The following is a 26087-nucleotide window of genomic DNA, read 5'->3' on the forward strand; positions in this document are numbered from 1 at the left end:
ATGATTGAATTACAACATATTTGGAAACAATTTGGTTCTCGTGTCATTTTTTCAGACTTGAGTCTTAATTTTCAAAGTGGTATGGTGTATGCTTTGATAGGAGATAGTGGTTGTGGCAAAACCACTTTGCTGAATATGCTAGCAAAACTAGAGACTTTCGATAAAGGGGAAATATTTTACAAAGGAAATCCTTTGACTTCAGTAAAAAATGAGGAATTTTATCGTAACGAACTTGGCTATCTCTTCCAGAACTTTGGACTATTAGAAAGTCAGACCATTCGAGAAAACCTTGAGCTGGGAATGATTGGTAAAAAAAAGAACAAGAAACAAGAAAAAGAGAGACTTCTTCTTCAAGCACTGCAAGCTGTAAGACTGGATTATCTAAGTCTCAACCAAAAAATCTATGAATTATCTGGTGGTGAAGCTCAACGCGTAGCACTTGCCAAGATTATCCTAAAAAATCCTCCTTTAATTCTAGCTGATGAACCAACCGCCTCACTAGATCCTAAAAATTCTAAGGAAATTATGGAAATTCTCCTTGAACTTCGTAATGCAAATAGAACAATTATCATCGCAACTCACAATCCTAGTATTTGGAAAATGGCTGATCAGGTAATTCGTCTTTCTAAAGACGAAACAGATTATAATTAAATACCAAAATCCCTTGTCGCTAAATAGCAACAAGGGATTTTCAGTCATTTATGTCACTTCTTTTAAATAGTGCAAATAATAAATATTTCCTGTTAAACCTCACCAAAACCAGCCTTCATTATCGTCAATGGCTTGAGCTTCTTTGCGTTTACGTGGGCCTGTTCCGTACATTTCTGCTTCGATTTCTTCCTTGGTAGGCATGATAGAAGCTAGGATGATATAGATAATCACGCCAAGTCCAAAGTTTGCGACTGTAAAAATAGCAAATAGAAAACGAACAAGGGTAACATCAAAATTCCACTTGTCTGACAGACCTGCCAAAACTCCTGAAATCATGCGATTTCGTCTCATTTTATAAAATTTACTGTTCATGATATTTCCTCTTTCTGCTATGTTAAACATAGTATATCACAGGTAGGCTCGGCTTTCATCAGTCCTCAGGCTGATTTATCAGAAGCAATTTACCTCGACAAAGTCCACAGCGATAGCGTTTGGTATTAATCCTTCGCTTGCGATGATAAGCTTGCTGGCAGGATTGACAACGATAGAGCTTGAGTGGTTTAGAGTGGCTATTTGGCAAGGTTGGTACAAAGCGTAATCCATCCACTGCTTTCAACAGTTCCTTAAAATCCTTATCCTTGTGTTGATAGCCCTTCCCTTGAAAATAGAGGTGATAATGACAGAGTTCATGTCGGACAATTTTCCTAAAAACATCCAACCCCAATTCCTGATAAACCTTGGGATTAAAATCCAAATGCCCATCTTTGGGGAAAAATCGCCCACCTGTCGAACGTAGACGAGAATTCCACTGGACATGATGGATAAAAGGTCTGCCGAAGTCTTCTAGTGAAACCTGCTTAACGTAATCAGTCAGTTTCATTTGGAGCGAGGAGCGACAGATTGACTTTTTCACGTTCAGTATCGATTTTCTTGACCCAAACGGTCACCAAATCACCAACGGACACCACTTGGCTTGGGTGTTTGATAAATTTGCGACTCATATGGGAAATATGAATCAAGCCGTCCTCGTGAATCCCTATGTCAACGAAGGCACCGAAGTCAACGACGTTACGCACAACACCTTCTAGCTTCTGACCAACCACTAAATCCTTGATATCTAGGACATCTTGGCGAAGCACAGGTGCATCAAAGGAATCACGGAAATCTCGACCTGGTTTGAGAAGGTCGGCAATGATATCTTTAAGGGTTTCAGGACCAAGGTCTAGCTCTTGCGCCATATCTTTGACTGATAGGGACTTGAGTTTGCTTTGGGCTTCTTCGTTCAAGTCTTTGATATCCAAGCGTTTGAAAAGTTCCTTGACAGCAGCGTAATTTTCTGGGTGAACTCCTGTATTATCAAGGATATTGCTACTTTCTGGGATACGGAGGAAACCAGCAGCCTGCTCAAAAGCCTTGGCTCCCAGACGAGGAACCTTCTTGATTTGAGCGCGTGAAGTGATTTTTCCTTCTTCCTCACGGTATTTGACAATATTTTCAGAAATAGTTTTGTTGAGTCCAGCGACATGGGAAAGAAGAGCTGGGCTGGCTGTATTGACATTGACACCGACTTGGTTCACCACGGTATCGACGACAAAGTCCAGACTTTCAGACAATTTCTTTTGACTGACATCATGCTGATATTGACCGACACCGATTGACTTAGGATCGATTTTGACCAATTCAGCAAGGGGATCTTGCAAGCGACGGGCAATAGAAATAGCAGAGCGTTTTTCAACGGTCAAGTCTGGAAACTCCTGACGAGCTAGTTCACTGGCAGAATAGACAGAAGCACCACTTTCATTGACGATAACATAGCTGACCTCAGGAAAATCTTTAAGAACTTCTGCCACAAAGGCTTCGCTTTCACGACTGGCCGTCCCATTTCCGATAGCAATAATTTCCACGCCGTATTGACCAATCAAGTCTGCCAAATCTTTCTTGGCTTCTTCGATTTGACGAGCAGAGGCTGGTTTGACAGGATAAATGACCTGAGTTGTCAGCATTTTTCCTGTTGCATCCACGACAGCTAGCTTGGCACCTGTACGAAAGGCAGGGTCAAATCCTAGAACCACACGCCCTTTCAGCGGAGCAACCAAGAGGAGATTTCGCAGATTGTCAGAAAAGAGTTGGATAGCCCCTTCTTCTGCTTTTTCGGTTAATTCTGTCCGAATGCGTCGTTCGATAGCAGGCAAGACCTTTTTCTTAACTGACTGTTGAACAACTTCATCAATATAGGCATTCTTCACCTTGAAACGAGCTGCAAAGAAAGCTAGAATACGGTCCGTCGCATGTTCAAAACCGACCTTCAAAATCCCTAGTTTCTCCCCACGATTGAGCGCCAAGGTACGATAGCCTTGCATATTCCCAACTGTCTCAGAAAAATCATAGTAAATCTGAAAAACTTGCTTTTCATCCAGACTTTCATCCTTAACTTGAGAAGTGAGTTTGGAGTGTCTCAGCACCTCCTGATAAGTCATGGAACGCAAGGTCACATCTTCCGATAAGGCTTCGACCAAGATATCAACTGCACCAGACAGGGCTTCCTTCCCAGTCGCAAATCCTTCACAGACAAACTTTTCAGCCTCTTTCTCTAAGTCAGCTACATTTTGCAAAATCAAGCGAGCAAGAGGAAAGAGCCCAGCTTCACGGGCAATAGTTGCCTTGGTCCGACGCTTTTCCTTGTAAGGAAGATAGAGTTCTTCAACGTCTGCTAATTTTTCGGCAGCTAAGATAGCTTCTTCCAATTCCTTGGTCAACTTGCCTTGTTCTTGAATCTTAGCTAAGACAGCTTCCTTACGGTCGTTGAGATTTGTCAGGCTTTTATCCAAGTCGATAATGGCCTTAATTGTCACCTCATCCAAACTACCAGTCATATCCTTGCGATAACGCGCAATAAAGGGAATAGTCGCCCCTTCAGCTGTCAAACTTAGAACAGTATCAATTTGCTTTAACGTCACTCCCAAATCCTGGGAGATTTTTTCATATTTTTTATCCATGAATCTATTATACCATAAGCTAAACGTTTCAAATTAGCTCTTACAGTATTTAAAAACAATATGTGGGGAATAGATTTATATTCTATAGTGCAATAACTTGTACTTAGAGAGCATTGCCACCTTTTTTTACCACTCCATGACATCAAAAGTATTTAATGGATCAGACATAATAGCCAGTTCTGGAAGATGTTCCTGACCTGGAATAACACATTGACTTTTTAAACTTTTATAATTAATTCCTTTCGTTTCACTCAAGGCACAACACAGAATGAAAAAGTGTTGTGCTCTTTATTTTGTTTTATAATAATAGCGAGAAAGCCTATCACTACTACAAATCACGGGGTGGTGAATAAGTGAGTGGTATAGTCACTACCTCGCATTTTTATAGGTGTCATTCTTTCCATCAAGCACAACTGACTGTGACTAGGAGCACGTAAACTTATAATTGAATAAGCGACTCGTTTGTGAAAGGAAAGGATAGCCAAGGGATCGGCAGACTCAAATTTGGTGAAAGGAGAGCCCTCGTGTTAAAAATTATTTATCCTAATTGTTGTGGTGAAGAATAGCATTTAGATTTCTATTTCTAATCGTCCAAAATGCGTGTTTTTGAAAAATAAAAAACCGCAAGACAGAGTCTGCGGTGGGGATAATCTATTTTGAAATTTTAAATAAAAAAGGAGCATTTAAGCCCCTCCTTTGAAATAACGGACATTTGGCTGGTCGGTGTACCCAGCATCTCAGATACCTTCTTCAAGGTGCGGCAGGAACCTTTCTGCCCTCAAATGTCTTTCGTTAATGTTATTCTAGCACTATCTATTTTTTTGTCAAGCTTTCTCAATCTACCCAGACTTAATACGACTTTGTAACTTGAAATCTTGTAAGCGATACATGGTCAGAACATAAAAGAAATCTCCACTTTTATGTAACTTGATGGAAACAAGAACATTATCATCAAATCTTTTTACATATTCGAAACTGGCGTCTTTCTCTCGTGGATTGACCCCGACGAAATCTGGGTTCCTTAGTATGAGTTCCAGGTCTTCAATATGATGAATCACATCATTGTGATGGCGTTTTATCATATGGCTTCTCAAACCGTCTTTGTTGACCTTTATGTCGCTCGCTTCAAGAACAATATCAAAAATTTCTTTTACTTCATCGGTAACCTGACCGATTGTTTCATGATCCATCATTTCCTCCGTTATTCCACAACTATTATATCACAATCATAGTGTATATCAGGATATATCAAGCTCTATTATTCGTTAGATACTCAATTTTAACTTTTCCCTTTTCCTTAAAATAATAGTATAATAGAGATAGAATTTAGAATCGAGGTGCACCTATGGCTGTAAAATTTACAAAAACTGATGACTTGGACAAGATGTTTGAGGAGTTTGCTAAACTCCCTGATTTGAAACAAGTCACTTTCCCTGATGACAAAGAGAAAAAAGCCAAAGCAGAAAAGAAAAACTAGATGACTGCTTTCCAACAACTCCCTTCTAGTGTGCTTCAGACTGGGGCTATTTTTCTCTCTATAATCATTGAAGCCCTACCCTTCGTTCTGATAGGAAGTATTGTTTCAGGGCTGATTGAGGTTTATATCACACCTGAAAAGGTTTATCATTTTCTCCCTCGAAATCGTTGGGGGAGAATCTTTTTTGGGACCTTTGTCGGGATGCTTTTCCCTTCTTGTGAATGTGGAATCGTCCCCATTATCAATCGTTTTCTGGAAAAAAAGGTTCCCAGTTACACAGCCGTTCCCTTTCTTGTGACAGCACCTGTTATCAATCCCATTGTTCTCTTTGCGACCTATTCTGCCTTTGGCAACTCCTTCCATATCGCCCTATTGCGAGCTCTGGGTTCCATCGTTGTGGCTGTGATACTTGGGATTTTTCTAGGATTTTTCTGGCAAGAACCGATTCAAAAAGAAGATCGGTTGGCTTGTCATGAGCATGATTTTTCTCACTTGAGCTCTGCAAAAAAAGTTTTTCAGGTCTTTGTGCAGGCCATTGATGAATTTTTTGATACGGGGCGTTATTTGGTATTTGGCTGTCTCTTTGCCTCTGTTATACAGGTCTATGTTCCGACACGGATTCTGACCTCTATCAGTGCAACCCCTCTTTTTGCCATCCTGCTCTTGATGATTTTAGCCTTTCTTCTTTCTCTCTGTAGTGAGGCTGATGCTTTTATCGGATCTTCTCTTCTCTCGAGTTTCGGCTTAGCACCAGTTTTGGCCTTTCTCGTAATTGGCCCAATGCTGGATATCAAAAATATTCTCATGATGAAAAATTACTTGAAAGCACGATTTATCAGTCAGTTCATTACGATTGTGACACTCGTTGTCTTAGTATATTCTCTCTTGATTGGAGTCGTCCTATGATTCGATTTTTAGTTTTAGCTGGCTATTTTGAATTGACTATTTATCTCCATCTGTCCGGCAAATTAAACCAGTACATCAACATGCACTATTCCTATCTGGCCTATATTTCCATGGTGCTTTCCTTTATCTTGGCAATCGTCCAGCTGTATATCTGGATGAAGCAAGTCAAAACCCACAGTCATCTGAATAGCCGATTATCTAAAGGAACTAGTATTGCTCTTCTTGCCATTCCTATTGTCGTCGGTTTAACTTTTCCAACTGTTAGCTTGGATTCTCAGACCGTTTCTGCCAAAGGCTACCATTTTCCTTTATCAGAAGGCACGGATCAAGCCATTCAGACCAGTGAAGGAACGACAAGCCAATATTTGAAACCAGATACCAGTTCTTATTTTTCAAAAGCAGCTTATGAAAAGGAAATGCGAACTTCGGCGAATAAATACTTATCCCAAGATAGCATTCAGATTACCAACGAAAACTATATGGAAGTCATGGAAGCCATCTACGACTATCCAGATGAATTTGAGGGCAAGACAGTCCAGTTCACAGGCTTTGTCTATAACGACCCCAGTCATGCCAATAGCCAATTTCTATTCCGCTTCGGCATTATCCATTGTATCGCAGATTCTGGTGTCTATGGATTGCTGACCAAGGGAAATACCCGTCAGTATGAGAATAATACCTGGATAACAGCCAAAGGAAAACTGGTCAATCACTATCATAAAGAACTCAAACAAAACCTCCCAACCTTGGAAATCGATAGTTTTACCAAAGTCGATAAACCAGAGAATCCCTATGTGTATCGCGTGTTTTAAAAAAGCAAGATAAAAACGAACAAGTTCTCTTCTGAATGACAGAAAAAGAGCCTGTTCGTTTTTTGTTATATGAGTAATAATGATTTTTAGATTTAAATCTTATAACATTTTAAGTAATGCAAGTAGCTCATTGAGAATAAGCGAGCCACTCATTAATTAGACTAGCGATTTCTCTAGGGGCTTCAGTATAAAGCTCATGGCCAAAGTTCTCTAAAAGAATAGTATCAAAATAGTCTGGCAATTCTTTTAGGGCTTCCTCTCTCCATGTAGCTTCATTAGGATAGCGAGGACTGATAAACAAGGTATCTCCCACTTCTCTCTTAAAAGCTTGTATTTTCCTCCGTAGGCGGAGTATCGCTTCTATATTTTCATATTTTATAGCTAACTCATATCTATTATACTTAGAATTCCAGTGATATGACTGTCTTACGGCTTTCTCCATATTTTCTGACCAATGCTTTGCTTCAGATTTTTCTTTAGAAATAAGAAGAGCTAAGTCTGAAACGACTTGAGATTTGATATAGTTTTTAGTTTCCTCTAATTCCGCATCTAAAGTTAAAATCTTATCTAAATCTAGATAGCCACCATCCAAAAGAATCAGTTTTTTCACTTCATGAAATTCCGATGCGAGATAACGCGCCAAATCTCCTCCAAGAGAATGACCTATCAGACAGATAGATTCTTCCTCTACAATCTCATTTTTAAACCATAATTTCAATTCTGTTTCATCTCGAAGATGCTTTTCATATGGACTTAGAAAATAAACCTGCGAATCTAGTTCTTGAAGAAAATCCTTGCTATGATAGATATTGCTTCCCAGACCGCCAATAAAATATTTTTTCATTCTCTACTTAATACTATGCTTATTCATCTTTTGCTCAAAGATAGTCGTGATAATCTGACGCAATTCTTCGCGTTCTTTTTCCGGAATCTCACCACTTGTTTGAGCTGCAGCGTAGAGTTCAGGGTGTTCAATTGAAATGCGTTTAATCGTACGAGTCGTAGCATGTTTTCTGACGAAAAATGGAATTCGCTTAATCAAGTCTTGTGGTACTAGCGCAAGAATCTTCTCAGCAGTTTCCTTGTCACTAATCTTAGACGTCGTAAGTCCCTTCTTAATCATTTCCTGTTCTTTTTCTGTAAAATCTTTTAATTCCATTCGATTAGTCCTCCTATTTTCTCTATGTTAAATTATATATCATTTGTAGCAAGAGGACAAATAGTCTGTTTGTAAAGTCTTCTCTATACTACAACTTTCCTGTCGCTCATAATTGTTCTTTAATGAAAAATCACAAACCCATTTGGATAAATCACAAGCTGATTCTCTAATTCTTGGCAATTGCTTGCTAGTGATACTGCTTCTTTCTCTATAATATAGTCTTCTTTTGATTGGTTAAAGATTGCTTTAAGGAACCGGCCTTCGTATTTCCATTCCAAGGCTACTACATCAGCTTTAATTTCTTTTAGGCTATACTTGCCATGCTGAATGGTTGCTGACGCATGTTTGCGAATCTGGATCAATTTCTTCATGAAATTCAGCATATCATTGTCACTTGATACACGTTCCCAAGGCATACAACGTCGACAATCTGGGTCTGGTCCTCCGGTTAAAGCTAACTCGGTTCCGTAATAAATGCAGGGTGTTCCCTTTTGTAAAAAGAGAAAGGCTAGGGCTGATTTAACCAGTTGAGCATCTTCATTTGCCGTCCACAAGATTCGTTCTGTATCATGCGAATCCAAGAGATTAAACATAACCTCTGAAATCTGCTGTTTGTAATACATAGACTGACCATTGATTTCATCGATGAACTGATCAATCTTCTTAATTCCTCGTAAGAAATAGTCCTTGATACTATCAGATAAAGGATAATTCATGACCGCATGGAACTCATCTCCATTTAACCAAGGCTGAGACGTATGCCAGACTTCTCCTAGGATATAAAGATCAGGCTTTTTAGCTAAAACTGCATTACGAAAATCCTTCCAGAACTGATGGTCAATCTCATTAGCCACATCCAAACGCCAAGCATCGATATCAAACTCTTCAATCCAATAAGTCGCAACCTTTAAAAGATAGTCCTTGACCTCTGGATTGGCTGTATTTAGTTTAGGCATATAGTCCTCGAAACCAAAAGCATGATAAGGTAAGTCTCTCTTATTAACTAGCTTTTCAGTTGTCACTGGGAATTGTTGAATATGGAACCAATCCTTATAAGCAGATTGCTCACCATTTTCGACAACATCTTGCCATTGAGGAGATTGCGAACCAATATGGTTAAATACCGCATCCAGCATGATTTTCATGCCACGCTGATGAGCTTGCTCGACCAGCTCCCGGAAGGTCTCCTTGTCTCCAAAATGACGGTCAATTTCAAAATAATCCGTCGTATTGTACTTATGATTGCTCGTGGATTCAAATATAGGACAAAGATAAAGTCCAGTAATCCCCAAGTCTTGCAAATAATCCAGATGGTCAATAATCCCCTGTAAATCACCACCAAAGAAATCATCACTTTTAGGTGTGCTTGATGAATCCCAGTCTAATGTTCCTTCTGGGTTTAATCGAGCATTTCCATTGGCAAATCTCTCAGGAAATATCTGATACCATACCGTATTTGAAACCCAATCAGGAACCTTGCAGGCATCAATCTCATGAAGATAGGGCAACTTAAATCCATTTCCAATAGCATGAAGATTTTCTAGAGAATTGTCCACACACCCTTTATCACCATACAAAATACTTTGACCTTCTGTATCCGTGACTTCAAAGAGATACTGGATACGTGCAAAGTCAACGGACACTTCAACCTGCCAATAATCAAATAAGCCATCAGAAGTTATCTTGGACATTTCTTTTGTATCCTGATAAAACTCCTCCATAAAGATAAAAGTATCCCCATAATGCAAGTTGATGCTTTCAATATCCCCTTTCTTAGTTCGAATCCGAATATGAATCTTCTTATCCTTATAAAGATAGGCATACTCCGACTCAGTCCTATGGTAAATAGCACTTAATTCCATCAATTTGTCTCCTAAAGTTTTAATTCCAATTTTACGCAAACGTTTTCATAATTGTGATTCTAGTATACTACTTTCGTATTTTATTTTCAAGGCTTATCCGTAGATTCTAGTGGTTTGGTTCTATAAATAAAAAAGCAGCCAGTCTTACAACTTGCTACTTTTCAAATGATGATTAAAAAATATCTTTGCAACCACTCTATTTTTTTAAAATCCTTATTGTTATTGTGATCATTTCGATAGGAATCTTGGGAAGAAGCCTTGTAAATACTTAAAAACTGTTCCAAACTTGGAACGCGAAAAGTGATGTTTTCGAGATGAATCAGCTCTATATCCGATTCCGAAACTCCTGCAAAATCAGGTAAAGAATCGATACTTCCGAATTCAACACTCAGTCCATCTTTTTTGAATTCATGCTCATGAATATCTATTAAGTCATAGCCTAAGTGTTTCATCACTTTCATTATCTTGTCCCACTCATAAATTCTGAGATGATCAGGCGCTTCCCAACCTCTAGGATCACCAGGCACATGAATGTCAATGTCAGACGGCCTCCATTCTTCATTTGAACGGTATTCAAACCCCAAAGACCCCATGAGCGTCGGAGTGATTCCGATTTGGTTTAAATGAGAACAAATTATTCGAAATTCATCAAATAGAGAATTCATTCCTCCTCCAATCGTTGATATAGGACTTAATTTCGTTGTGAATAATAAACTAATTTTTACCTTCTACTCTTTCGGTTTTGAAAATACTTCTACTCGCTGAGCTAGGACTTTGATTTCTACAGGTAGGTTATCTGACTTATCACCGTCAACATCTGACTCCAATTCACTATCAGAAGAAATTTTAATATTACGAGCTTTGATATACTCGATATTATCATTTGCGACAACATCCCCTTTTAGTAAATCAGGAATAACGGATAATTTGGAGAATATAGAAGCATCCTTCAGAATCAAAATATTAGCATAGCCATCTTTGTTTTCTTCAAAGATTTTTTTATCAGCGAAGTAATTTGTCAAGAGAACCAACACATGGCTAGCTTCACCAACATAATTTCCATTTTCTGTCTCAACCTTAATGTTAAAGACCTGATCTGTCATGACAGACTTCATGGTATTTACAGCATAGGCTAAAATACCGAATTTTGTTTTGTCCTCGATTTCAACATTGTGAATCGCCTCAGGTAGAGAACCGATACTAAAGATATAACCAAAATAATTGTCATTCGCTTTTCCGATATCAATCTTATTGGTTAAATCAAAATCCAGTTCATCTATCGCGCCATCGATGTCTTGATTGATTTCCAACAGTTTCGTAATGAGGTTACCCGTACCGCCTGGGATAATACCCAACTTAGGAATGTAGTCTCTCTCAGCAATACCCGAAATGACTTCGTTGACAGTCCCATCTCCACCAAACACAACCACTGCATCGTACTGCTCACGAGAAGCTTCTTCAGCAAAATGTGTTGCATCCAGCGCCTTTTCGGTAATTTTGGTTTCCACGTGCTCAAAGTATTCTTTTGCTTTATTCTCCAGCTTTTCTTTGTAATCCAAAGCCTTTTCGCCACCAGAAGTAGGGTTGATAATTACCATTGCTTTTTTCATTAATGTTCTCCTTAATATTCGTTAAAAATATATATCTCATTATATGAAACTAAACGTATCCCTATTATACTACGAAAATACAGAAAAGAGAAATCTGACGTACTGGAGATTAATACGCTTTTATTCTATTTTCCCATCGTATAACTACATCCTTTAAGGATTCATCCAAGTAAGAAAAGGCCTTATCCTTTATCCAGTCAGGAATACCGTATGCCGCCTCGGCTATGCTACCAGTAATTGCAGCGAGAGTATCACTGTCGCCACCAAGTGAGATGGCATTTCTTATCGCATCTTCGAAGTCTCTACTTTCTAGAAATGCAATAATGGCCTGTGGTACGGTATCCTGGCACGTTTCATTGAAACGGTATGTAGGGCGGATTTCATCTAAAGTTTGAGATAGATTGTAGCCGTATTCCTGCTCAATATAATCCTTAATCCGTCTTTTACACTTTGTAGGATTGTCATTGATTGGTTGCTCATAATCTCCGCAATAACCTCCAAAGTAATAACGACACAGAAAGATAGCATCAGCTGTAGCCATTGCACCTTTGATACCTTCTGGATGATTATGAGTTACCTCTGCAGAAAGACTCGCAAATTCCCTAGATGATGGCCACATTCCGGTTCTCGCACAAAAACCACAGTCCATTGTCCAAGCACATGGAGAAACACGCATAGCCGAACCATTCCCAAAGCTATTATAAGGCTCACGGTTATCGCTGTTTAGCCATGCATTAAACCGAGCACCATAATCAGCATCAGGATACATTCTACCATATTTCTTCATAGCATCAATGAAGTCGTCTTTTTGTCCCCCATTCATAATCGCCTCTGCAACAGCACAGGTCATAACCGTGTCATCTGTAAAAAAGCAATCCTTCCGAAATAAAGGAAAGTCCTTCGTTTTGATATTGTTCCATTCGTAAACAGAACCGATAATATCTCCGATAATTGCTCCTAGCATAAGATTCCTCCTCGTGAACTATTGGTTTAGACTGATTTTTCTACTTCCCATACTCTTTTATTTTATCAGCATATTCAGTCAAAAGATTCTTTGAATAAATTTTTTCAGCTTTTGAATTTCTAACTTCTTTCCAAAGAATAGAAGCTACTTTTAACTTGTTTGAGTAGTTACGACTATTTTCGTCTACACAGAAATCCTTTAAAAATTGATTCCATTGACAAACCGAATGATCATACTTGGCATAATCTGAATTTCCATAATAGACTTTTAGCATATCTTGGATTGTAAAACTCAAATCATTTTCTCTTTTTACTTTTCTCCAAGCTGTAGCCATATCAGCAGTAAATTTAAATGGCGAAACATCTGTTAAAGTTGAGAAATATTCTCTAAAGTGTGCATTAAAGGAGAATCCACATTCAAGCAAGGGTGTGTCCAAGGTAACGACTTCTACTCGTTTCTTTTTATTTTTTATTGATGATTTTTTAATAAAATTCCCCTGAAAGTACTGCTCAATAATATGATTGAGTTCTTGTTTAGTACCTCTATATTCTAATCCTAATGACTTACATAGTTGTGAAAGTTCATCACGATACCAATAATATTTATTAAACTCATCAAATGATACGATTTTATCAAACTCAGGTCTGCTCTCTATCAATATAACACCTCCTTAAAACCAGTTTAGGTTTTCACCTTAAAAGAGTACTTTACTGTTTGCCATTTTTCATACTTAGGACACCAGATCACAATCACACACTCAGCGATTCGGACTTACCATATCATCCGTAAAAAAACAATCCTCACGAAATAAAGAAAAATCTTCGTTTTGATATTGTTCCATTAGTAAACTGAACCTACAATATCTCCAACTATTGCTCCTAGCATCCGTTTCCTCCTTGTAAGATATCGGGAATTTGACCATCAACTATAGTTTTTAAATTATCTATTAACGAATTTTTTATAATTTATAGGTATTCATCTAATCAAATTATAATTAAATAACTTTTTTGATTCCATTATGTACTACATCTTCCTATTATACCTAAAACGGAAGTACACCAGCCATCAGCCCTTGAGCAATAAAACATCTATTATTTTGAAAATCTGAAAAATAGGTATCGCTTATAAAACTATATAAGCTATCAACGGGTCTATTGTACCAATCCTTGTAAACATAGTCCATATTATATATCAATAAAGCTTGTCCATCTTGACTATAGCCCTTGAAAGTTATCGAAAAGGCATCTCTATAACCAATAACTTTATCATTCTTATTTGAATTATTCCCCTTTCTATATTTCTCAAAATCAATAAGTAGCGTATATTTCATAAGTTTAGATAAGGCTTTTTCGGATAGTTTCTGACTATGTTCAAAAACGATCATTCCAGTATTCCCACACTCTTGGTAGGATAGTTCAGAGTTCATCAGATTACACTCAAAATAACCAAAAATTTCACAACCACAATGAATAATAAATTCAATTTTAGAAAAATATTCCTTAGTCCATATCATCTTATCTCTCCATTCCTAACTATGCTAGGATAAATTGTTTAAAAGTCGTCAATCAACTTTTAGTGGAATAAATTTTACTTTTAGATATAATGCTAAATTACTCCTAATTTATCTATTAAAATTATATGAAAATTTTATGTATTAAACCAAACTGACAAATCGTCATCAGATACAAAATACTTCCAAGCAACTGTAAATCCATAGAGTTCTTTATATTTTTCAATCCATTCTACATAATATGGAAGTCCAACGGGAGTTTCAGAGACTTCCTGTTCTAGATAAGAATATGGATGAGCCACAATACCTAAATCAATATTATAGACTTGCCAATTATAACCCTCTTTATGCTCACCACCTAAATTATCTATTAATCTTGAACTTCTTAAATCAATATCTGAGCAGATTGTCAACGATTTAAACTTTTCAAAATCTGGATTGAGAGGTTTTATGTAATAAGAAGCTTCCACATAGTATTCTTCATCATTATTTGGATAATGTGCGCCAATGGAAATTTTTATGGGGGAACCATTAAGCTCTAACCAAAAGTTTCCGATTGGCGTTTTTAGGATATCATAAGCTTGCTTTGAGTTTACTATATTTTTAGCTTCTGATAAATCGCAGATAACTCCTTCACTTAATAGACTATTTTGAGTTTCTAAAATTTTTTTGTTTATAGTAGATAGTTTTCGTTCTACTTTTTTTATTTTTTCAAGAGGAAATGGCGGTTTATTGGCTTGTCTCTTGAAAACTTCAGTAACTTGTGCTTCTTTTAAATGAGATTTGTTCCCAACAGGAACTTCTATCCAATCAAATTTCTCTATTGACTCATCAGGACAATAATACACATATTCTTTGTCATTCGGAAAGAATCGAACATTACAAAAATTCAATTCTTTACTTGGTTTCCATAACAACTCTGGTTCTAGGGGTCTTTTTTTAAAATAGTGTGTTTCATCACTATCCCAAAAATCTTTATACATCCATAAATTACAATAGGGGCAAAAATATTCATCATAATCGTCCAAATAACATTGATTAGCACCACATGTCTTACATATAGAATCTTCATCAATAAAACCCTCAAGTTTAACACCATTAACATACAGAGCGTAATCATCCTCTGGTTCATAAACAGTTGTCTCAACGGAATGTGGCTAACAACTCAACCAATCATCAAGTGGCAAAGAATTGATACTATAAATAGTAACTTCATCCCACCTCTCTTTTAGCGATTTACCATCATAAATCCTTGCTTCAAAAAGTTCATCAGCTGTTCGAAATCTTCTACCATCAGGTAAGTCACATAGACCCGCCCAATATGGCAAGAGCTCATTTTCTGAATAACCAATATAGCATATAAAATCCTGATTATCCTTCTCAAAAGAAAATGAAGTTTCATCAACATTCATACCCGCTCTAAACTCTTGAATAAGGTAGTCAATATGTAAAGAAGAAACTTTAGGGACAGAATTTTGATTTATTTCCTGAGGAATACCTAAAGATACAGATTCCATTTTAAATGAAAAATATCCATTGACGAGTTGAAACTGAATATCATCGTCGTCCATCAGTATTTCAGAGATCCACCACTTGGAAAGGCCATCCATATCTTCCATTAAGAAATCATGCACTCCCTTACACTTTAAATCCCAAATAAGGGAAGGCGAATTGGTATTATTAGTTGTAGTAAAATCTTCCTCAATGGTTAACAAAATGGATTTTTCCTGACTATCATAAGAGAATGATCCAATTAAAAAATCGTGAAAGAAACCGTGTTTTTTCAAATAGTCCGAAATTTCGATAAATTGGGTTAAATACTGTTTACGTTGAGTCCACATACAAACCTCTCAATTTTTATTAACTATAGAATTTAGGTAATTGTAAATAAGGTGACTAAGGAATACAAGTCACAGACTTTTCAGACACACAAGAAAAAGTCTTAACTTCAAAGATTTTCATAATCTCTTTCGTTACAACGTTTTGACGCTTTTACTAGCAAAGGTACATACTCACAAGGAACTTTGGTTGACTATTGAATCTCTCCCATCTCTTCTTTAACATATCCTTCTACATCTTCAATCTCTACAAACATTGGGTCTAAGTGACACAAGAAATGCCAATCTTCGGCACCTTTTTTTCTGTAGAGAATCGCTTCGCCGTCTTCACTTCCGAAAAAGCTTCTGTCTACTTCATATCCACTGCCTTCTAGAAAGTCTTTTGCCTGGCGATAGTTCACTTCTCTCGCTTCGACATAGGCTTTAACTTCATCGTTGTTAACAACATATGCATCGATTTTTGAATATCCTTCGATCACTCTATCGTTTTTGAGGGATAAATTTGAAATCTCTTTCCAAATAATGTCTACATTTTCCTCAGGACCGAACATAAATTTAGATAAAGGAACAATATTCCCGTTAAAAATAATTTCCATATAATCCGGTATGTTTTTAGGATTAAAATACTCCACTTCAAAACCATCTTCTGTTTCCAGAGTGTATCCCGGGATTTGAGCTACAAAGGCTTTCCCATCTTCTATGGAATCAAACGCAACTAAATCTTTAGAATAATCATTTTGGTACAATTCCAATATAACCATCGATAATCTCTCCATTTTCATTATCAGTCTAATGTAAATAAGCACGTCACCTGACCAATTCAGGCTCTCTGTATCATCTCATCATATTTCCTACTTACTTTAAAGAGTCCTATACCCAGAACACACCTTATCGACCTTTGGTCCTACCTCGTCGCATTGGCTGAACATCTACTTTTACCTCGCTGATGCTTCAACTCGTACAAGCAGTGATACCGCCTCCACATGATGCGTTTGAGGAAAAAGATCAACCGGCTGTACTTTATTCAACTCGTATCCCAATTCTCGGTAGAGTTTGATATCACGCGCCATGGTTGCGACATTACAAGAGATATAGGCGATGCGGTCAGCTCCTGTTTGGCTACTTGCCTTGATAAAGCTTTCTGTGAGTCCTTTTCTTGGTGGGTCCACTAGGATAAGGCTTGGTTGAATTCCATCTTTAAGCCAATTTTTCATGGCATTTTCGGCTGTATCACAGACATAGTGGGCGTTTGAAATATTGTTTAATTGGGCATTCTTCTTGCTATTCTCAACCGCTTCTGGAATTACTTCAACACCATAGACCTCCTTGACATGTTTCGCAACAGAGAGGCCAATTGTTCCAATACCAGAATAAGCATCGATAACCACATCATCTTCTTTTAATTCAGCAAAGTCAATAGCTGTTTGGTAGAGCTTCTCTGCCATTTCAGTATTGACTTGGTAAAATGCTGGTCCAGCGATTTGGTAGTTAGTTCCCAACATTTGGTCGGTAATATAGTCTTGACCATAAAGCGTACGCCATTCCTTGCCAAAAATCGCATTGGTGTTTTGGTCGTTGACATTTTGCATAACAGACGTGATGTCTGGGAACTGCTTGATTAATTGTTCAATTAATTGGTCAACACGAAAAACTTTGGGACGAGTTGTAACCAAAATAACCATGATTTGTCCTGAATAGTGCCCACGACGCACCACAAGGTTTCGAATCAAGCCAGCTTGTTCCTTTTCATCATAAGGTTTCAAATCATAACGACGGAGCAAGTCTCGTAGGGCTACTACTACCTCATCAATCACAGGATCCTGGATAAAGAAATCTTCCAAAGGCATGAGATCGTGGGAATTCTTACGGAAAAATCCTGTTTCCAAGACACCATTCACTCGACGAACAGGCACCTGCGCCTTATTGCGGTACTTGACTGGATTTTTCATACCCAAAGTTTCAGCAACCTCTATATCATCAATTCCAGCAATCTTGTAGAGACTGTCTTTGACTTGCTTTGGTTTTAAATTTGAGTTGTTCTGGATAGGCAAGATGACCTAAATCCGCGATTCCTGAACGCAAGTAAGCCAAATCTAGATCTTGATTACGATGTGGTGACTGGACAAGGTATTCTTCCACTTTCCCAAAACCAATCTTTTTATTAACCTTGAGAACTCGCATGAGAATTTTTTCACTCGGTAATGCATTCTCAACAAAAAATACCAAGCCATCTACCTTGGCAACTCCTGCCCCTTCATGGGTCAAGTCAACAATTTCAACTTCTACAATATCATTTTTCTTTAACATTCTCTTCATCTTTCTATTGGCCGACAAAAAAGACGGCAACGTTACGGTTACCATCTATTATACCATGAAATTTCTTAAGAACCAAAACTCTTGAAGAAGTTGACAATGGCTTGCCAGAGGGAGCTTAAGAAGTTACCACCGTCCTCTAGCGCCTTATCAGCATCAAAGTTAAGGTTGATATTTTTAAAACTGTCGCCAGCTTGTGAAACAATACTTTGTTTCAGGTCATTCAAGGTTTTAGTGAAGTCTGTATTGCTGAGGATATCACTCTTTGAGAGATTCAAAGCAAAATTGATGATGATATTGATCTGGTTTCCTGTTATAACCTGATCAAGTTTGTAATTTTTCAAGGTATCTTCAACAATTTTACGAACATCTTCCTCTGTCAGATTTCCCTTGCTTTCTTTAGCTTTGGCGAGTCCTGACTTGATATCGGCTAGGGCAACGTTTAATTTATTAGCATCATAGCCAGTTTTGTCCTTGTTTTCAGCATTGATATCTGACAAAGCCTTCAACTCTTCTTGAGCCAAATCTTTATTGGCTTGCGGTACCTTGGCTCCATTAGCCTCTAGCGAATAATAAATCCCTGCTAAAGCACTTTCTCCTGTAACTGGAATGGGGGCTGCTACAGTGATTTTGGCGTGTTCCACACCCAAAGTTACGGCTGCATTTCGGTACATATCCTGAGTTACCTTAGTGATGTTTTCAGGTGTTTCAATCTTGACCTCAAGTGGCGATTTGTCCCCTAGCTTTTGAATCTTGGCTGATGAATACAATTGTAAGCTAGGGTCATTGGCCACATTCATAATCTTAGAATAGACATCAGGTGTCATGGTCTTGAGTTCTTTGGTGTCTGTTGAGGCATTGTAGCCTAGTTTTTTAAGGGTTTGATTTTTTTGGTCTTCAGACAATGATGAACCTAGGACATATTCAGGTTGGACGTAGGTTTCATCGATAACTTTTTGAACATCTGTTGCTGCATGGACACTATTCATAGCTGTTACTGCCCACAAGACCGCAACACTGGACAGAAAGAGTTTCTTTCTCATAGGGAATTTCCTCCTTTACCTTTCTAGAGTAATATATCTATCTTAAAGAAAACTTATAACAAAAACATCTGGACTAACCAGATGTCGAAAAGAGAGTGAAACATTTGATAATGTAAAGGTTAAGTTGCACCTGTCTAGAATAATAATAGTTTCCTCCATTTACATAGAGTTCGGCACCGTGAAAAACGGAAATGGGGTGAATATAACTATAAGTCTTTCCAGTGGTATTACCAAGCAAGGGAGCAACAGTATCACGAGAGTACTGTTTGGCCAGAGCTAAGGTGTTTTCCTTGCCATTTTGGGCGATAAAATCTATATAGGCAGGTCCAAAATTGTAGGCTTGAACAGCCGTCCAGACATCTACCCCCTTCTTCTGGGCCAGATAGAGATTGTCTGTCAGAGTTTGAACGCCTTGCCGAATGCTAGAGGCATTATCATTGATGGTATTGGTAGCGCCACTAGCAGACTCACTAGACTGCATAACATCGCCTTCTTTTCCTTTTGTTTCGGTATAAATCATAGCGAGCACAAGCTCTTCGTTTGCTGGGGTGTCTCTTTCACTCAAGATTTCTCGCACCATGGGTTGATAGGTCATGACTTGCTTGACATCTTGGTGAACGCGGTAAGCTTTATATCCAGCAAAAAGGAAGACTGCTAGTACAAGCACTCTTCGAATTCGTTTAAACATTATTTACTTTGGATATCCTCGATATTTTTGATTAAGATAGAGTAGGTTCCATTGTCGTTTTGGATAAACTCAACAGACTCGGCGTCTTGATAGACGTTATTGGGAACGATAAGCTCAATTCCATTTGACAAGGAAAGTTTTTGGTTTTCAAATTTTTTAAGCTGACGACTGGCATCAATTTCATCAAATTGAACAGGCTCTGGTACGGCTTCCTTGACTTGATCAATAAAGCTCAAACGAGCCGTCAGATTATTGTCAAAAAGGTCGTTGGCCAATTTCTCTGGCGACAGTTCATTGCTTTCTTCTAAGTTGTTGAAAATCGCTGATTTTACTTTAGATTGAAATTGAAAATCATCTGTATTAAAAGATTCGGCAATTCTCTGGGCTGTCTTTTCCAGTTCTTTGATAGATTTCTTAGGAGAAATCTTAGGAGCGACAGCAAGAAGATTGTCTGAAAAGTAGTTCAAAAAAGTTCCATTGTACTTAATTCGTTTCTCGATCAGGTGGTACTTGCGACTCTGAAGATTAACCACCAAGGCTTCGTCGGCACTCGTTCCAAATCCAGGCAAGTTATTCTGAGTTAGCTTGATTGGATTATCAACTTCTCCACCAAGGTGGGTCAAGGTCTCCCTCAGGGCAATTCTCAAGAAAGCGAAATGTTCTACACCTTCTTTAGAAAATTGCACAAAAATCAAGTCATTGGTCTTGAGATTTTCGGAAATGCTGAACTCCTCTTTCCAGAGATTAGCCAGCGTTACTGATGTCTCCAACAAATCGTCTGTAATATGATTGAAGAAGGGATTTTCTTCCTCGAAAATCCCAGACTTGGCTTCATCTGAATACACACGTTCAATTTTTTTACGCAAGTATTCTTCGATTTTTGGAGTAATATTGAGAAACTTATCCGCTAGGAACAGGTCGGTGTCATCCGGACTGAACTGATGAAAGAATAGCTTTCTTAATATAAATGTCCATAAAAGTTTTAGTCCTCGTATAATGGGAAGGCATCTGTTAATTCTTTAACCGCACTTCTTTTTTCTTTTTAGACAGCTTCATTTTCTGCATTCTTAAAGGTTTATAAAATAAGTTCTTTCACTTTGCGACTTTCTTGGTGAGGGAGCTCCGAGCAGTAATGGCTGCTGCTCCGATACGAATACCACTTGTCTTGAATGGTGACAAGCTTTCGTAAGGGATTGAGTTTTTATTTAGGGTAATATTGACTTCATCCAGCAAGTTTTGAGCAACTTTGCCGTTTTCTACAACTTTAGTCACATCCACTAGGAAGAGGTGGTTTTCAGTTCCTCCAGAAATGATACGAAAATCAGGGTCTTGCAAGAAGACATCTGCCATAGTCTTGCTGTTCTTGATAACATTGGCAGCATATTCCTTGAAGGCTGGATCCAAAACTTCTTTGAAAGAAACAGCCTTAGCTGCCACAACATGCTCCAAAGGACCACCCTGAATACCTGGGAAAATAGCTGAATTAATTTTCTTAGCTAAGTCTTCATCATTGGTCAAAATCAAACCACCACGTGGGCCACGAAGAGTTTTGTGGGTCGTTGTTGTAGTGATATGAGCGTATGGCACTGGGCTTGGGTGAAAACCAGCTGCAACCAAACCAGCGATATGGGCCATATCCACCATAAGCTTAGCCCCAACAGCATCTGCGATTTCACGGAATTTTGAGAAGTCGATAATTTGAGAATAGGCTGAAGCACCTGCTACGATCAATTTTGGTTTTACTTCTTGGGCTTGTTTCAAGATAGCATCAAAATCCAAGAGTTCCGTTTCAGGATCAACACTATAAGAAACAAAGTTGTAGGTTTGACCTGAGAAGCTAACAGGAGCCCCATGAGTCAAGTGACCACCTGCAGCCAAATCCATTCCCATAACCGTATCGCCAGGCTCAATCAAGGCCATGTAAGCTGCACAGTTAGCTTGGCTTCCTGAGTGTGGTTGGACATTGGCAAATTTTGCACCGAAAATTTCTTTTGCGCGTTCAATGGCTAGAGATTCCACCACGTCTACTACATCTGTTCCACCATAATAACGGCGTCCTGGGTAACCTTCAGCGTATTTATTCGTCAAGATAGACCCTTGAGCTGCCATAACTGCCTTGGAAACTACGTTTTCCGAAGCAATCAACTCAATGTTGTTTTGTTGGCGTTCCTCTTCTTTGGCAATAGCATTCCAGAGATCAGCATCATATGCTTTAAAATCGTCTTTGTCAAAAATCATAGGTCTTCTCCTTTATAGTGTGACTGGTCCTTTAGTTTGTTTTGCAACAAGAAAATAAACTAAAAGATGCGAATAAATCGTTTCTGCACTTTATCACAAGTATAACCAACTTTTTCATAAAATGCATGAGCACCCAGACGATGATCGGCAGAGTTTAAGCGGATAAACCCATAACCACGTCTTTTTGCTTCTTGATCCAACCCTTGTAATAAGCTTTTACCAATACCTTGCCCTTGTGCTTGAGGTGAAACTGCTAAAGCTAAAATATTAAATCCTGCTTTAGAATAAAGTGATTCATAGACCTCAGCGTGGACATATCCAAGCAAGGCATGAGTAGATTCATCCTCATAAGCAAGTAAGAAATGATGGGAATCCTGAGATAGTCTAGCTAATTGACTAGCCGTTTCCTCTGGACTAAAAGAATAGCCCAAAGCATCTTGGTTGATCTCACATATTGCTTTCACATCAGTTTCTCTTAAGTCTCTTAACATCTCATTCCTCCTCAAAAGAAATCTCTGGCAACCGAGCAAGAATATCTTCTCGCTTAATGGCCCCTTGGCGTAAGATTTTCACCTTGTCTCCAGACAAATCCAAAATAGTTGAATCCTGTCCAGTTAGAAAAGGATCGTCTTCCAAACCCAAAACCTCTTGGTCAAAATCCTCTAGAATTTGATTAAAAGTCACTCCACTTGCCTGACCTGAGATATTAGCTGACGGTCCAATCAGAGGTCCTGTCTCTCGAATCAAATCAAGGGTAATGGGATGACTAGGCATCCGAAATCCAACAGTTGCAAGACCAGAATTGACCCAATAGGGAACTCGGTCATTAGCTTCGAGAATAATGGTTAAGGGACCTGGTAAAAAGGTCTCTACAAGTTTTTGTAGATAAGTTGGCTGATTCTTAGAAAAGTGCAAGATGTCCTCTAGAGAGGCGATATTGAGGTTAAGCGCCTTATCTCTTGGACGACGTTTGAGTTGGTAAACATGGTCAACTGCTTTTTCGTCTAGAGCCTTGGCAAAGAGACCGTAAACTGTCTCAGTAGGTAGAACGACCGCTCCACCATTTTCCAACTCTTGTCTAATCCTGTCCATCATCAATTACAACCATCCTATCTTGACCAAACTGGTCCTTAAGTGTTCGTAATCGTTTTTCAGGAAGATGTTTCCTAAAAAGTTCAGGAACACTTTGACCTTGCTTGTATCCAATTTCAAGGTAAATCTTACCACCATCTTTGAGATAGTCTGTTGCATCTTCCGCAATTCTACGGTAAATAGCTAGGCCATCCTCGTCTGCAAAAAGAGCTAGATGAGGTTCCGAATGCAAGACATTCAAGCCAACCTCTGACTCATCTTCACGAGAGATATAGGGTGGATTGGATACAATTATATCATATTTTTCAGAAATTTCTGCAAAACAATCAGATTTTTTGAAAAATATATTAAGTTTTTGATTTTTAGCATTCTCGGACGCAAGGTTAAGAGCCTCTTGGGAAATATCTGCTGCCGTCACCGACCAAGCTGATCTGTTTTTTGCTAATGCAAGGGCAATGGCTCCACTACCTGTTCCGATATCCAGAACTGAAAAATTCGTCTCAGGATTTTCAGCCAGGATAAGCTCCACCAACTCCTCTGTTTCTGGACGAGGGATCAATACTCGCTCATCAACTTTTAACTGCATTCCATAAAAATCTGCCTGTCCAATGATGTACTGTGCCGGTTTATGAGTTGCTAACTGTTGGAAAATTTCTTTTACAAATACTTCTTCCTCTTCAGTCACTTCCTGCTGGAGGGCAAAAACAAAGTCCGTAAAAGATAGATTTTTCAGGCTACGATAGACAAAAGAGAGGCTTTCTGCTTCCTCTCCTTGTCTTATCAATTCTTCTTCAAAATCTGAAAATAATTGAGCTAATTTCATTATTTGTTTAATTCTTCTAATTTTTGCGTTTGGTCATAAAGAACCAAGGCATCCACAACTTCATCCAATTTACCAGACAAAATGGTATCTAGTTTTTGGAGGGTCAAGCCGATACGGTGATCTGTGACACGATTTTGTGGGAAATTGTAAGTACGAATCCGTTCTGAACGGTCACCAGTACCGATAGTAGACTTACGCTCAGCGTCTTGTTCATCCTGAGCAATTTGTGCAAAGTGGTCAGCAACACGCGCACGGATGATTTTCATGGCCTTCTCACGGTTCTTCTGCTGGGTACGTTCTTCCTGCATCTCAACCTTGATATTGGTTGGCAAGTGAACGATACGAACTGCTGTCGCAACCTTATTGACGTTCTGTCCCCCAGCACCAGAGGCGTGATAGATGTCGACACGAAGGTCTTTTGGATCAATATCGTATTCTACTTCTTCGACTTCAGGCATGACAAGAACTGTTGCTGTCGAAGTATGAACACGGCCTTGGCTTTCTGTCACAGGAACACGTTGCACACGATGAGCACCAGATTCGTACTTGAGTTTAGAGTAAACAGATTGCCCCGAAACCATGGCAACCACTTCTTTGAAACCACCGACACCATTCATAGAAGCCTCCATGACTTCAAAGCGCCAGCCTTGAGCTTCAGCATACTTTTGGTACATGGTTAGCAAATCTCCAGCGAAAAGTGCTGCTTCGTCTCCACCAGCGGCGCCACGGATTTCAAGAATGATGTTCTTGTCATCGTTTGGATCCTTTGGAAGGAGCAAAATTTTGAGTTTTTCTTCGTATTCTTCTTTTTCAGCCTTGGCATCTTTGAGCTCTTGCTTGGCCATTTCTTCCAAGTCCGCATCCCCGCCAGATTCTTTAATCATCTCTTCTGCATCAACGATGTTTTGAAGGACTTGTTTGTACTCACGGTAGGCAGTTACCGTATCACGAGTAGAAGCCTCTTCTTTTGAAAGCTCCATGAAACGCTTGGTGTCCGAAACCACATCTGGGTCACTGAGCAACTCTCCTAATTCTTCATAACGGTCTTCTACAGCTTGTAGTTGATCATAGATGTTCATTTTTCTTCATTCTCCTTATTGATTTCAGGGGCAAAATAATGTTTACGGCAAACTGAGATATAGGTTTCATTTCCACCGATCTGAATTTGTTCGCCATCATAGACTGGCACACCATCTTGAGTTCGCAACACCATAGTCGCCTTTTTCTTACAGTACTGACAGATGGTCTTGATTTCTTCAATCTTGTCTGCTAAGAGCAAGAGGTATTTTGAACCTTCGAACAACTCATTGCGAAAGTCATTCTTCAAACCAAAAGCCATGACGGGTATATCTAACTCATCAACAACACGAGCTAGGTCATAAACATGATGACGCTTGAGAAACTGGGCTTCATCAACCAACACACAGTAAGGTTTTTCTGGTAAATCTCGGATATAACCGAAGATATCAGTTGTTTCCTCAATCGCAATGGCAGGGCGTTTCATACCGATTCGACTCGACACATAGCCAACACCGTCACGCGTATCAAGAGCTGAGGTCATAATCACAACACCTTTTCCTTGCTCCTCATAGTTATAGGCTACTTTAAGAATCTCGATTGTCTTACCAGAGTTCATGGTCCCATAACGATAGTACAACTGTGCCATGTTTCTTGCTTCACGTCCATTTCTAAATTTTTGCTACATTCTAGTATATCATAATTTTCTTAAGCTTTAAACGGCAAAATGTGGTAAAATAGAAGAAATCAAAAACTAGTGGAGGAAGCCATTATGCCATTTGTACGCATCGATTTATTTGAAGGACGCACGCTCGAGCAAAAGAAAGCTCTTGCTAAGGAAGTAACGGAAGCTGTTGTCCGTAACACTGGAGCACCTCAATCTGCTGTCCATGTCATCATCAATGACATGCCAGAAGGAACCTACTTCCCACAAGGGGAAATGCGCACCAAATAAGCTAGCTTAAGCAGAATTGCTTAGGCTTTTTCAATCTCCAAGTAACATCCATTGAAGAAATAGTTCAAATTTGTTACAATTTGAAAGGATACTTGGGAAAATTTCCAAGAAAAGAGCTATTAATTAAAGGAAA

27 protein-coding genes and 5 pseudogenes are annotated in these 26087 nt (G+C 38.7%); 5 read left to right on the top strand and 27 right to left on the bottom strand.

Annotation, left to right across the window (positions count from 1 at the left end):
• A complete protein-coding gene (locus tag SM12261_RS04915) occupies positions 1-651 on the top strand; it encodes an ABC transporter ATP-binding protein (RefSeq protein WP_000571617.1) in 651 nt (216 codons plus the stop codon).
• 99 nt (positions 652-750) lie between these two features.
• On the opposite strand, the gene SM12261_RS04920 is transcribed toward SM12261_RS04915, so the two are convergent.
• From SM12261_RS04920 to SM12261_RS04940, 5 genes and pseudogenes are all read right to left on the bottom strand, one after another.
• Positions 751-1023, bottom strand: a complete 273-nt coding sequence (locus SM12261_RS04920; RefSeq protein ID WP_001085044.1) for a PspC domain-containing protein — start codon at positions 1021-1023, stop codon at positions 751-753.
• 58 nt (positions 1024-1081) lie between these two features.
• A complete protein-coding gene (locus SM12261_RS04925; protein WP_000778597.1) occupies positions 1082-1531 on the bottom strand; it encodes a SprT family protein in 450 nt (149 codons plus the stop codon).
• Complete coding sequence (locus SM12261_RS04930; RefSeq protein WP_000359160.1) at positions 1518-3647, bottom strand: Tex family protein; 2130 nt, start codon at positions 3645-3647, stop codon at positions 1518-1520. Before SM12261_RS04930 ends, SM12261_RS04925 begins: the two co-directional genes overlap by 14 nt.
• A 103-nt stretch (positions 3648-3750) precedes the next feature.
• Positions 3751-3878 (bottom strand): annotated as a pseudogene (locus tag SM12261_RS09755) (DUF1919 domain-containing protein); the annotation flags it as partial.
• Positions 3879-4486: 608 nt separating this feature from the next.
• On the bottom strand, positions 4487-4837 hold the full coding sequence (locus SM12261_RS04940; RefSeq protein WP_000349514.1) for a PBECR3 domain-containing polyvalent protein: 351 nt from the start codon (positions 4835-4837) through the stop codon (positions 4487-4489).
• Between the two features lie 155 nt (positions 4838-4992).
• On the opposite strand from SM12261_RS04940, the gene SM12261_RS09680 reads away from it, so the two are divergent.
• Genes SM12261_RS09680 through SM12261_RS04955 form a run of 3 tightly spaced genes read left to right on the top strand, consistent with a single transcriptional unit; the run spans position 4993 to position 6842 of the window.
• Positions 4993-5124, top strand: a complete 132-nt coding sequence (locus SM12261_RS09680; RefSeq protein ID WP_004234728.1) for an SPJ_0845 family protein — start codon at positions 4993-4995, stop codon at positions 5122-5124.
• Entirely contained in the window at positions 5125-6030 is a 906-nt protein-coding gene (locus tag SM12261_RS04950; RefSeq protein ID WP_000123630.1) for a permease, read from the top strand.
• Positions 6027-6842, top strand: coding sequence for a TIGR03943 family putative permease subunit (locus tag SM12261_RS04955; RefSeq protein WP_000617852.1), 816 nt, complete (start codon positions 6027-6029; stop codon positions 6840-6842). The genes SM12261_RS04950 and SM12261_RS04955 overlap by 4 nt, the downstream gene beginning before the upstream one ends.
• Before the next feature lie 127 nt (positions 6843-6969).
• Here SM12261_RS04955 and SM12261_RS04960 read toward each other — a convergent pair whose 3' ends face one another.
• From SM12261_RS04960 to SM12261_RS05065, 22 genes and pseudogenes are all read right to left on the bottom strand, one after another.
• Complete coding sequence (locus SM12261_RS04960) at positions 6970-7686, bottom strand: alpha/beta fold hydrolase (RefSeq protein WP_000759780.1); 717 nt, start codon at positions 7684-7686, stop codon at positions 6970-6972.
• Between the two features lie 3 nt (positions 7687-7689).
• Positions 7690-8001 (bottom strand): hypothetical protein, encoded by a 312-nt coding sequence (locus SM12261_RS04965; RefSeq protein WP_000420556.1) that lies wholly within the window; start codon positions 7999-8001, stop codon positions 7690-7692.
• Between the two features lie 119 nt (positions 8002-8120).
• Positions 8121-9863: a glycoside hydrolase family 13 protein gene (locus tag SM12261_RS04970; RefSeq protein ID WP_000423477.1), complete on the bottom strand. Its 1743-nt coding sequence runs from the start codon at positions 9861-9863 to the stop codon at positions 8121-8123.
• Positions 9864-10024: 161 nt separating this feature from the next.
• The gene (locus tag SM12261_RS04975; RefSeq protein WP_001086568.1) at positions 10025-10528 is read right to left on the bottom strand and encodes a hypothetical protein; all 504 of its coding nucleotides are present in this window, start codon (positions 10526-10528) and stop codon (positions 10025-10027) included.
• 63 nt (positions 10529-10591) lie between these two features.
• Positions 10592-11473 (bottom strand): diacylglycerol/lipid kinase family protein, encoded by an 882-nt coding sequence (locus tag SM12261_RS04980; protein ID WP_000710105.1) that lies wholly within the window; start codon positions 11471-11473, stop codon positions 10592-10594.
• 109 nt (positions 11474-11582) lie between these two features.
• A complete protein-coding gene (locus tag SM12261_RS04985; protein ID WP_000899996.1) occupies positions 11583-12437 on the bottom strand; it encodes an ADP-ribosylglycohydrolase family protein in 855 nt (284 codons plus the stop codon).
• Between the two features lie 40 nt (positions 12438-12477).
• Positions 12478-13095, bottom strand: a complete 618-nt coding sequence (locus SM12261_RS04990) for an SAP domain-containing protein (RefSeq protein ID WP_000573124.1) — start codon at positions 13093-13095, stop codon at positions 12478-12480.
• Positions 13096-13194: 99 nt separating this feature from the next.
• Positions 13195-13322, bottom strand: a pseudogene (locus tag SM12261_RS09605) (ADP-ribosylglycohydrolase).
• 157 nt (positions 13323-13479) lie between these two features.
• Complete coding sequence (locus tag SM12261_RS05000; RefSeq protein WP_000638311.1) at positions 13480-13950, bottom strand: hypothetical protein; 471 nt, start codon at positions 13948-13950, stop codon at positions 13480-13482.
• Between the two features lie 134 nt (positions 13951-14084).
• On the bottom strand, positions 14085-14930 hold the full coding sequence (locus tag SM12261_RS05005; RefSeq protein ID WP_033685117.1) for a hypothetical protein: 846 nt from the start codon (positions 14928-14930) through the stop codon (positions 14085-14087).
• Positions 14931-15104: 174 nt separating this feature from the next.
• Positions 15105-15788, bottom strand: a complete 684-nt coding sequence (locus SM12261_RS05010) for a hypothetical protein (RefSeq protein ID WP_000269884.1) — start codon at positions 15786-15788, stop codon at positions 15105-15107.
• Positions 15789-15979: 191 nt separating this feature from the next.
• Positions 15980-16546 carry a hypothetical protein gene (locus SM12261_RS05015; protein WP_000234986.1) on the bottom strand — a complete coding sequence of 189 codons (567 nt, stop codon included), beginning with the start codon at positions 16544-16546 and terminating at the stop codon, positions 15980-15982.
• A gap of 174 nt (positions 16547-16720) precedes the next feature.
• Positions 16721-18092, bottom strand: a pseudogene (gene rlmD / locus SM12261_RS05020) (23S rRNA (uracil(1939)-C(5))-methyltransferase RlmD).
• A 74-nt stretch (positions 18093-18166) separates the two neighbouring features.
• Positions 18167-19141 (bottom strand): DUF1002 domain-containing protein, encoded by a 975-nt coding sequence (locus SM12261_RS05025; protein ID WP_001227733.1) that lies wholly within the window; start codon positions 19139-19141, stop codon positions 18167-18169.
• A gap of 73 nt (positions 19142-19214) precedes the next feature.
• Positions 19215-19829, bottom strand: coding sequence for a cell wall hydrolase Pmp23 (pmp23, locus tag SM12261_RS05030; protein ID WP_023947700.1), 615 nt, complete (start codon positions 19827-19829; stop codon positions 19215-19217).
• Positions 19829-20804 (bottom strand): annotated as a pseudogene (locus SM12261_RS05035) (nucleoid-associated protein). The gene pmp23 and the pseudogene SM12261_RS05035 overlap by 1 nt, the downstream one beginning before the upstream one ends.
• Positions 20805-20871: 67 nt before the next feature.
• Positions 20872-22067, bottom strand: a pseudogene (glyA, locus tag SM12261_RS05040) (serine hydroxymethyltransferase).
• A 59-nt stretch (positions 22068-22126) separates the two neighbouring features.
• Positions 22127-22558, bottom strand: coding sequence for a GNAT family N-acetyltransferase (locus SM12261_RS05045; RefSeq protein ID WP_000942963.1), 432 nt, complete (start codon positions 22556-22558; stop codon positions 22127-22129).
• 1 nt (position 22559) lies between these two features.
• Positions 22560-23162: an L-threonylcarbamoyladenylate synthase gene (locus tag SM12261_RS05050; protein ID WP_000969299.1), complete on the bottom strand. Its 603-nt coding sequence runs from the start codon at positions 23160-23162 to the stop codon at positions 22560-22562.
• Positions 23146-23982, bottom strand: a complete 837-nt coding sequence (prmC, locus tag SM12261_RS05055) for a peptide chain release factor N(5)-glutamine methyltransferase (RefSeq protein ID WP_000761870.1) — start codon at positions 23980-23982, stop codon at positions 23146-23148. Before prmC ends, SM12261_RS05050 begins: the two co-directional genes overlap by 17 nt.
• Positions 23982-25061 carry a peptide chain release factor 1 gene (prfA, locus tag SM12261_RS05060; protein WP_001028815.1) on the bottom strand — a complete coding sequence of 360 codons (1080 nt, stop codon included), beginning with the start codon at positions 25059-25061 and terminating at the stop codon, positions 23982-23984. The genes prmC and prfA overlap by 1 nt, the downstream gene beginning before the upstream one ends.
• Positions 25058-25648: a thymidine kinase gene (locus SM12261_RS05065; protein WP_000068129.1), complete on the bottom strand. Its 591-nt coding sequence runs from the start codon at positions 25646-25648 to the stop codon at positions 25058-25060. The genes prfA and SM12261_RS05065 overlap by 4 nt, the downstream gene beginning before the upstream one ends.
• A gap of 123 nt (positions 25649-25771) precedes the next feature.
• On the opposite strand from SM12261_RS05065, the gene SM12261_RS05070 reads away from it, so the two are divergent.
• Positions 25772-25954, top strand: a complete 183-nt coding sequence (locus SM12261_RS05070) for a 4-oxalocrotonate tautomerase (protein ID WP_001117401.1) — start codon at positions 25772-25774, stop codon at positions 25952-25954.
• Positions 25955-26087 lie beyond the last annotated feature (133 nt).

This window comes from Streptococcus mitis NCTC 12261, assembly GCF_000148585.2.
GTDB lineage: Bacteria > Bacillota > Bacilli > Lactobacillales > Streptococcaceae > Streptococcus > Streptococcus mitis.

Excerpts from the sequence above, each read along its gene's own strand:
- SM12261_RS04915 (WP_000571617.1), top strand. The coding sequence starts at position 1 with ATGATTGAATTACAACATATTTGGAAACAATTTGGTTCTCGTGTCATT.
- SM12261_RS04920 (WP_001085044.1), bottom strand. The coding sequence starts at position 1,023 with ATGAACAGTAAATTTTATAAAATGAGACGAAATCGCATGATTTCAGGA.
- SM12261_RS04925 (WP_000778597.1), bottom strand. The coding sequence starts at position 1,531 with ATGAAACTGACTGATTACGTTAAGCAGGTTTCACTAGAAGACTTCGGC.
- SM12261_RS04930 (WP_000359160.1), bottom strand. The coding sequence starts at position 3,647 with ATGGATAAAAAATATGAAAAAATCTCCCAGGATTTGGGAGTGACGTTA.
- SM12261_RS04940 (WP_000349514.1), bottom strand. The coding sequence starts at position 4,837 with ATGGATCATGAAACAATCGGTCAGGTTACCGATGAAGTAAAAGAAATT.
- SM12261_RS09680 (WP_004234728.1), top strand. The coding sequence starts at position 4,993 with ATGGCTGTAAAATTTACAAAAACTGATGACTTGGACAAGATGTTTGAG.
- SM12261_RS04950 (WP_000123630.1), top strand. The coding sequence starts at position 5,125 with ATGACTGCTTTCCAACAACTCCCTTCTAGTGTGCTTCAGACTGGGGCT.
- SM12261_RS04955 (WP_000617852.1), top strand. The coding sequence starts at position 6,027 with ATGATTCGATTTTTAGTTTTAGCTGGCTATTTTGAATTGACTATTTAT.
- SM12261_RS04960 (WP_000759780.1), bottom strand. The coding sequence starts at position 7,686 with ATGAAAAAATATTTTATTGGCGGTCTGGGAAGCAATATCTATCATAGC.
- SM12261_RS04965 (WP_000420556.1), bottom strand. The coding sequence starts at position 8,001 with ATGGAATTAAAAGATTTTACAGAAAAAGAACAGGAAATGATTAAGAAG.
- SM12261_RS04970 (WP_000423477.1), bottom strand. The coding sequence starts at position 9,863 with ATGGAATTAAGTGCTATTTACCATAGGACTGAGTCGGAGTATGCCTAT.
- SM12261_RS04975 (WP_001086568.1), bottom strand. The coding sequence starts at position 10,528 with ATGAATTCTCTATTTGATGAATTTCGAATAATTTGTTCTCATTTAAAC.
- SM12261_RS04980 (WP_000710105.1), bottom strand. The coding sequence starts at position 11,473 with ATGAAAAAAGCAATGGTAATTATCAACCCTACTTCTGGTGGCGAAAAG.
- SM12261_RS04985 (WP_000899996.1), bottom strand. The coding sequence starts at position 12,437 with ATGCTAGGAGCAATTATCGGAGATATTATCGGTTCTGTTTACGAATGG.
- SM12261_RS05000 (WP_000638311.1), bottom strand. The coding sequence starts at position 13,950 with ATGATATGGACTAAGGAATATTTTTCTAAAATTGAATTTATTATTCAT.
- SM12261_RS05005 (WP_033685117.1), bottom strand. The coding sequence starts at position 14,930 with ATGTATAAAGATTTTTGGGATAGTGATGAAACACACTATTTTAAAAAA.
- SM12261_RS05010 (WP_000269884.1), bottom strand. The coding sequence starts at position 15,788 with ATGTGGACTCAACGTAAACAGTATTTAACCCAATTTATCGAAATTTCG.
- SM12261_RS05015 (WP_000234986.1), bottom strand. The coding sequence starts at position 16,546 with ATGGTTATATTGGAATTGTACCAAAATGATTATTCTAAAGATTTAGTT.
- SM12261_RS05025 (WP_001227733.1), bottom strand. The coding sequence starts at position 19,141 with ATGAGAAAGAAACTCTTTCTGTCCAGTGTTGCGGTCTTGTGGGCAGTA.
- pmp23 (WP_023947700.1), bottom strand. The coding sequence starts at position 19,829 with ATGTTTAAACGAATTCGAAGAGTGCTTGTACTAGCAGTCTTCCTTTTT.
- SM12261_RS05045 (WP_000942963.1), bottom strand. The coding sequence starts at position 22,558 with ATGTTAAGAGACTTAAGAGAAACTGATGTGAAAGCAATATGTGAGATC.
- SM12261_RS05050 (WP_000969299.1), bottom strand. The coding sequence starts at position 23,162 with ATGATGGACAGGATTAGACAAGAGTTGGAAAATGGTGGAGCGGTCGTT.
- prmC (WP_000761870.1), bottom strand. The coding sequence starts at position 23,982 with ATGAAATTAGCTCAATTATTTTCAGATTTTGAAGAAGAATTGATAAGA.
- prfA (WP_001028815.1), bottom strand. The coding sequence starts at position 25,061 with ATGAACATCTATGATCAACTACAAGCTGTAGAAGACCGTTATGAAGAA.
- SM12261_RS05065 (WP_000068129.1), bottom strand. The coding sequence starts at position 25,648 with ATGGCACAGTTGTACTATCGTTATGGGACCATGAACTCTGGTAAGACA.
- SM12261_RS05070 (WP_001117401.1), top strand. The coding sequence starts at position 25,772 with ATGCCATTTGTACGCATCGATTTATTTGAAGGACGCACGCTCGAGCAA.